At 49.2% G+C, this 1,067-nt stretch carries 1 protein-coding gene; it reads left to right on the top strand.

What is annotated here, in order from left to right:
- The coding region (glpK, locus tag R7O12_RS26665; RefSeq protein ID WP_318127084.1) for a glycerol kinase GlpK at positions 1-1,067 on the top strand (1,067 nt) is incomplete at both ends.

A 1,067-nucleotide genomic window follows, 5' to 3' on the forward strand; every position in this document is an offset into this window, starting at 1 on the left:
TCAGATTTATCCACAAGCAGGTTGGGTTGAGCACGATCCAATGGAAATCTGGGCAACACAAAGCTCTACATTAGTTGAAGCTTTGGCTAAGTCAGGCATCCGAAGCGACCAATTAGCTGCCATTGGTATTACGAACCAACGTGAAACCACCATCGTCTGGAACAAAGAAACAGGCAAACCCGTCTACAACGCAATCGTATGGCAATGTCGTCGCACCGCAGACATTTGTGAAGACCTAAAAAGCCGCGGCTTAGAAGATTACGTTCGCGACAACACCGGCTTGGTGCTTGACCCTTACTTCTCTGGCACTAAAGTGAAGTGGATTCTGGATAACGTAGAAGGCGCACGCGAAGATGCAGAAGCAGGTAAACTGCTGTTTGGTACCGTCGATACGTGGTTAGTATGGAAGATGACTCAAGGCCGCGTTCACGTTACTGACTACACCAACGCATCACGTACCATGCTGTTTAACATCAACGACCTATGTTGGGACCAAAAGCTGTTGGATGAGATGGGCATTCCGGCGTCAATGATGCCAGAAGTAAAACGCTCTTCGGAAATTTACGGCAAAACGAACATCGGTGGTAAAGGCGGTACTCGAATTCCTATCGCAGGTATTGCAGGTGACCAACAAGCGGCGCTATACGGCCAAATGTGTGTGGAAGCTGGCCAAGCGAAAAACACATACGGCACAGGTTGTTTCTTGCTGATGAACACTGGCCAAGAGAAAGTCACCTCGAAGAATGGTCTGCTTACCACTCTAGCTTGTGGTCCGAAAGGCGAGCCAGCTTACGCACTTGAAGGTGCTGTGTTCATGGGTGGTGCCTCTATCCAGTGGCTACGTGATGAACTGAAAATCCTAAACGGCGCAGAAGATTCTGAATACTTCGCAACAAAAGTGGACACATCGAACGGCGTTTATGTAGTACCAGCCTTTACTGGCCTTGGCGCTCCATACTGGGATGCTTATGCACGTGGCACCATTGTTGGCCTTACTCGCGGTGTGAACTCAAACCACATTATCCGAGCGACTCTGGAAGGCATCGCTTACCAAACTCGTGACGTAT

It is taken from the genome of Vibrio sp. Vb1574, from assembly GCF_033338675.1.